At 73.5% G+C, this 5156-nt stretch carries 5 protein-coding genes and 2 pseudogenes; 6 read left to right on the top strand and 1 reads right to left on the bottom strand.

The window, feature by feature from the left end:
- The 6 genes and pseudogenes from GV155_RS17795 to GV155_RS17770 form a co-directional block, all read left to right on the top strand.
- Positions 1 to 223 (top strand): annotated as a pseudogene (locus tag GV155_RS17795) (hypothetical protein); the annotation flags it as partial.
- A 117-nt stretch (positions 224 to 340) separates the two neighbouring features.
- On the top strand, positions 341 to 775 hold the full coding sequence (locus GV155_RS17790; RefSeq protein ID WP_160010139.1) for a YbaB/EbfC family nucleoid-associated protein: 435 nt from the start codon (positions 341 to 343) through the stop codon (positions 773 to 775).
- 12 nt (positions 776 to 787) lie between these two features.
- The gene (gene recR / locus GV155_RS17785; protein WP_160010137.1) at positions 788 to 1384 is read left to right on the top strand and encodes a recombination mediator RecR; all 597 of its coding nucleotides are present in this window, start codon (positions 788 to 790) and stop codon (positions 1382 to 1384) included.
- Entirely contained in the window at positions 1381 to 1992 is a 612-nt protein-coding gene (locus GV155_RS17780; RefSeq protein WP_160010135.1) for a DUF5063 domain-containing protein, read from the top strand. The genes recR and GV155_RS17780 overlap by 4 nt, the downstream gene beginning before the upstream one ends.
- A 110-nt stretch (positions 1993 to 2102) precedes the next feature.
- Positions 2103 to 3371 (top strand): aspartate kinase, encoded by a 1269-nt coding sequence (locus GV155_RS17775; protein WP_160010133.1) that lies wholly within the window; start codon positions 2103 to 2105, stop codon positions 3369 to 3371.
- Entirely contained in the window at positions 3368 to 4405 is a 1038-nt protein-coding gene (locus GV155_RS17770; protein ID WP_160010131.1) for an aspartate-semialdehyde dehydrogenase, read from the top strand. Before GV155_RS17775 ends, GV155_RS17770 begins: the two co-directional genes overlap by 4 nt.
- 85 nt (positions 4406 to 4490) lie before the next feature.
- Here GV155_RS17770 and GV155_RS17765 read toward each other — a convergent pair.
- A pseudogene (locus GV155_RS17765) lies at positions 4491 to 5156 on the bottom strand (hypothetical protein); the annotation flags it as partial.

Genomic DNA, 5156 nt, shown 5'->3' with positions numbered 1-5156 from the left:
CGCCCGGCCCCGGCGCCCGAGCCGCCGACCGACGGTCCTCCCGAGCCGACGGACGCCGCCGACGCCCCGCCGTGGGCGCGCTCGTCACCGCAGGAGCACCGCGAGCGCACGCCCGCGGACCTCCGGGCCGCCGACGCCGACGCACACCCCGACGACGCCGACGCGGAGGTCGACGCCGTCGGCGGGGCCGACCTGCTCGCCCGCGAGCTGGGGGCCAGGATGATCGAGGAGATCCGGCACCAGTGAGCCCCACCGCGACGACCCGCACGACCCTGACGACCCGCACGGGCACGCCCCGCGCCACCGACCCCCGCACGTCCCGACACCCCGAGGTGACCCCATGACCCAGAACCCCTTCGACGCCCTCGGCGGCGGTGGCTTCGACATGAACGCGCTGCTGCAGCAGGCCCAGCAGATGCAGGAGCAGCTCCAGGCGGCCCAGGAGCGGCTCAACGACGCCCAGGTCGAGGGCGAGGTCGGGGGCGGTGCCGTCACCGTCACCGTCAGCGGCACCGGCGAGCTGGTCGGCGTGACCATCCGTCCCGGGACCGTCGACGGCGGCTCCGAGGAGGACCTCGCCGACCTCGGCGACATGGTGGTCGCCGCCTACCGTGACGCCAAGGCACGCGCCGACGCGCTCGCGGCCGAGGCGCTCGGCCCGATGGCCGGTGGGCTCGACGGCCTGGCCGGCGGGCTGGGCGGCGGCATCCCCGGCCTCGGTGGGCCCGACGCGGACCCGGGCCAGCCGGGCGGCGCCGGCCGTACCGGCTTCTGAGCGGGGCACCCCTTGTACGAAGGGGTCGTCCAGGACCTCATCGACGAGCTGGGCCGGCTGCCCGGCGTCGGGCCGAAGAGCGCGCAGCGCATCGCCTTCCACCTGCTGCAGGCCGACGAGCCGGACGTGCGTCGGCTCGCCGAGACGCTGCTGCAGGTCAAGGCACGCGTGCGGTTCTGCTCGATCTGCTTCAACGTCTCCGAGGACGACACCTGCCGGATCTGTCGCGACCCGCGCCGCGACCCCACCGCGCTGTGCGTGGTGGAGGAGTACAAGGACGTCGTCGCGGTCGAGCGGACCCGCGAGTTCAAGGGCCGCTACCACGTGCTCGGCGGGGCGATCTCGCCCATCGACGGCATCGGTCCCGACCAGCTGCGCATCCGTGAGCTGCTGACCCGGCTCTCCGACGGCGCGATCACCGAGATCATCCTGGCCACCGACCCGAACCTCGAGGGCGAGGCCACGGCGACGTACCTCACACGCCTGATGCGGGACCTCGGCTTGCGCATCACCCGGCTGGCGAGTGGACTGCCGGTAGGCGGTGACCTCGAGTACGCCGACGAGGTCACCCTGGGACGAGCGTTCTCCGGGAGGCGGGCAGCCGAATGACCGTGCACAGCACCGACGTCGACGACCAGACCGCGGTCGTCGCGGCCCAGGTCGCGGCCCAGATCGAGGACTTCCTGACCGCGCTGCGCGCGATCGCGGTCGCCCGGGACCCGGGGCGCGGGATCTCCCTGCTGCTGCTCGAGATCAGCCAGGTGCTGCTGGCCGGTGCCCGGCTGGGCGCGCAGCAGGACTTCGTGCCGCGCTCGGACTACCAGCCCGACGTGGGCCCCGAGGCCGACCTCGACGAGATGCGGATGGCGCTGGCCGAGATGCTCGGCGACGTCGACACCTACAGCTTCGTCTTCGACCCCTACGTGCCCGAGGTGGTCGAGAGCCAGCTCTCCGACGACCTGGCCGCGATCGCCACCGACCTCGAGAACGGCCTGCGCCACTACCGGGCCGGCGACTTCGCCGAGGCCATGTGGTGGTGGCAGTTCTCCTACGTCTCCTCCTGGGGGAACCTGGCCGGCGCCGCGCTGAACGCGCTGCTCTCGGTGGTGGCCCACGACCGGCTGGACGTCGAGATGGCCGGCAGCCTCGAGGCGATCGAGGCCGATCGGCTCCGCACCGCCGAGGCGCTGCTGGACAGCGGCGGGCCCACCGGCTGAGGCTCGCCTAGACTCGTCCTCACCGCGCCCCCGCGCCGTACGTCTGCCGGTCTGACCGCCCGTCGTCCCCGGGGGCCGTCCCCGTCGTCGAGACACCGAGGAGCTGCCCGGTGGGCATGGTCGTGCAGAAGTACGGCGGTTCGTCACTGGCCGACGCCTCCGGCGTGAAGCGCGTGGCGCAACGGATCGTGGCGACCAAGCGGGCCGGCCACGACGTCGTCGTGGTGGTCTCCGCGATGGGCGACACCACCGACGAGCTCCGCGACCTCGCCGAGCAGGTCACCCCGCTCCCGCCGCCGCGCGAGCTGGACATGCTGCTGACCGCCGGTGAGCGGATCTCGATGGCGCTGGTCGCGATGGCGATCGCCCAGCTCGGCCACCGGGCGCGGTCCTTCACCGGGTCCCAGGCCGGCGTGATCACCGACTCGGTGCACGGACGCGCGAAGATCATCGACATCAGCCCCGGGCGGATCGAGCAGGCCGTCGCCGAGGGCGACATCGCGATCGTGGCCGGCTTCCAGGGCGTCTCGCAGGACACCAAGGACGTCACCACGCTGGGCCGCGGCGCCTCCGACACCACCGCGGTGGCCCTGGCGGCCGCCCTGGGTGCGGAGGTGTGCGAGATCTACAGCGACGTCGACGGCGTCTTCACCGCCGACCCCCGGATCGTGCCCGCCGCGCGCAAGCTGGACCGGCTCTCCACCGAGGAGATGCTGGAGATGGCGGCGTCCGGCGCGAAGATCCTGCACGTGCGGTGCGTCGAGTACGCGCGCCGCCACGGCATGCCCGTCCACGTGCGCTCGTCCTTCTCCCAGAAGGAAGGCACCTGGATCATCCCCGAGAGCTCAGGAGGAGCAGTGGAGCAGGCGATCATCGCGGGCGTGGCCCACGACCGCAGCGAGGCCAAGGTCACCGTCGTCGGCGTCCCCGACAAGGTCGGCGAGGCCGCCCGGATCTTCGAGGCGCTGGCCGCCGCGGAGATCAACATCGACATGGTCGTGCAGAACGTCTCGGCCGCGGCGACGTCGCGCACCGACATCTCCTTCACGCTGCCGCGCACCGACGGGCAGGCCGCGATGAGTGCCCTGGCGCGCCTCCAGGAGGTCGTCGGCTACGACCAGCTGCTCTACAACGACCAGATCGGCAAGGTCTCGCTGATCGGCGCCGGGATGCGGTCGCACCCCGGGATCACCGCGAGGTTCTTCGCCGCGCTCGCCGGCGGCGGGGTCAACATCTCGATGATCTCGACCTCCGAGATCCGGATCTCGGTCGTGGTCGACGAGTCGCAGGTCGACGACGCCGTGCGCGCCACCCACACCGCCTTCGACCTGGACTCCGACGAGGTCGAGGCCGTGGTCTACGGCGGGACCGGCCGATGAGCCGCCCGCTGCGCCTCGGCGTGGTCGGCGCGACCGGCCAGGTCGGCGTCGCCATGCGCCAGATCCTGCTGCAGCGCGGCCTGGAGCTCGCCGACGTCCGGTTCTTCGCCTCGGCCCGCTCGGCCGGCCAGGTGCTGACCTTCGGCGACCGCGAGGTCACGGTGGAGGACGCCGCCACCGCCGACCCTGCCGGGCTCGACGTGGCGCTCTTCTCGGCCGGCGCCACCACGTCGCGCGCCCTCGCACCGCGCTTCGCCGAGGCCGGCGTCACCGTCGTCGACAACTCCTCGGCCTTCCGGATGGACCCGGACGTGCCGCTGGTGGTCTCCGAGGTGAACCCCGGCGCGATCGCCGAGGCCCGCAAGGGCATCATCGCCAACCCGAACTGCACCACGATGGCCGCGATGCCGGTCCTCAAGCCGCTGCACGACGCCGCCGGGCTGACCCGGCTGATCGCCTCGACCTACCAGGCCGTCTCCGGCTCGGGCGTCAAGGGCGTCGAGGAGCTGGCCGGCCAGGTCGCCGCGGCCGGTGACCAGGCCACCGGGCTGGCCTACGACGGCTCGGCGGTGACCTTCCCGGAGCCGACGACCTACGCCCGCACGATCGCCTACAACGTGCTCCCGCTGGCCGGCTCGATCGTCGACGACGGGCTGGAGGAGACCGACGAGGAGCAGAAGCTGCGCAACGAGTCGCGCAAGATCCTCGGTCTCCCGGACCTCGCCGTCTCGGGCATCTGCGTCCGCGTCCCCGTCTTCACCGGCCACTCGCTGGCGATCAATGCCGAGTTCGCCTCGGCCATGACGCCCCGGCAGGCCCGCGAGATCCTGGCCGGTGCGCCGGGCGTCGAGCTCGCCGACATCCCGACCCCGCTGCTGGCCGCCGGGCGCGACCCGTCGTACGTCGGCCGCCTCCGCCAGGACCCGGGCGTCCCCGGCGACCGTGGCCTGGCGCTGTTCATCAGCAACGACAACCTGCGCAAGGGCGCGGCGCTCAACACGGTCCAGATCGCCGAGCTGCTCGCCGCCCGCTGAGCCGAGATGACGCTCGCGGACAGCCGAGGTGACGCTCGCGGACAGCCAAGATGACGCTTGCGGCGCCTCGAGGTGACGGTTCCGGTCAGCGCAGGGCGTCGTCGTGCGTTGGTCGCTCCCAGGCGGGGGTCTCGTCACCGCTGACGGTGGTCAGCCAGTGCGAGCCGAGGAAGGCCGCCACGCTCAGGGCCGGGATCACCAGGACCATGGTCCAGCTGAAGATCACCGGCACGAGCAGGAGCAGCACGATCACGGCCACGACGCCGACGGCGAGGACGCTGGTGCCGCGCGGGTCCGAGACCTGCAGCGCGGCGAGGGCCAGGCCACCGAGCAGGGCGACCCCGACGACGATGGCGGTCAGGAAGAGGTAACCGGCGCCGCCGCACGACGGCGTGCCGCGCACGGTCTCGCAGAGCGCCAGGGCGCCGGTGGTCAGGCCGACGATCAGGAGGCCCGCGACGAGGCCGACGACCGCCACGGCACGCAGGCCGGTCAGCGGCGGCGTCCAGGGCTCCCGCGGCGCGACAGGGGCGGCGTGCTCGACTGCCGGGTCGACGGCGGGCCGGTCGTCCGTGGTCGGGCGGGCCGGGCGGCGTACGGCGGTCGCGGCACCGGCCCACCAGGGCCCGGAGGAGTCCTCGGACGGCGCGGACGGCTCCGCTGGTACGACCGGTGCGGCCCGCCGTGCCGCCGGGACCTCGGTCGGGCGCGTGGTGGGCGCCGGAGGGGTCACTGCCACCGGCTCGGGGGT

This window comes from Nocardioides sp. AX2bis, from assembly GCF_902506435.1.
Taxonomy (GTDB): Bacteria; Actinomycetota; Actinomycetes; order Propionibacteriales; family Nocardioidaceae; genus Nocardioides.
Note: the sequence above shows the minus strand (reverse complement) of the source record. Positions and strands in the feature narration are given on the sequence as shown.

What these genes read in the sequence shown, in the direction of transcription:
- GV155_RS17790 (WP_160010139.1), top strand. Translation starts at nt 341, where the DNA reads ATGACCCAGAACCCCTTCGACGCCCTCGGCGGCGGTGGCTTCGACATG.
- GV155_RS17780 (WP_160010135.1), top strand. Translation starts at nt 1,381, where the DNA reads ATGACCGTGCACAGCACCGACGTCGACGACCAGACCGCGGTCGTCGCG.
- GV155_RS17770 (WP_160010131.1), top strand. Translation starts at nt 3,368, where the DNA reads ATGAGCCGCCCGCTGCGCCTCGGCGTGGTCGGCGCGACCGGCCAGGTC.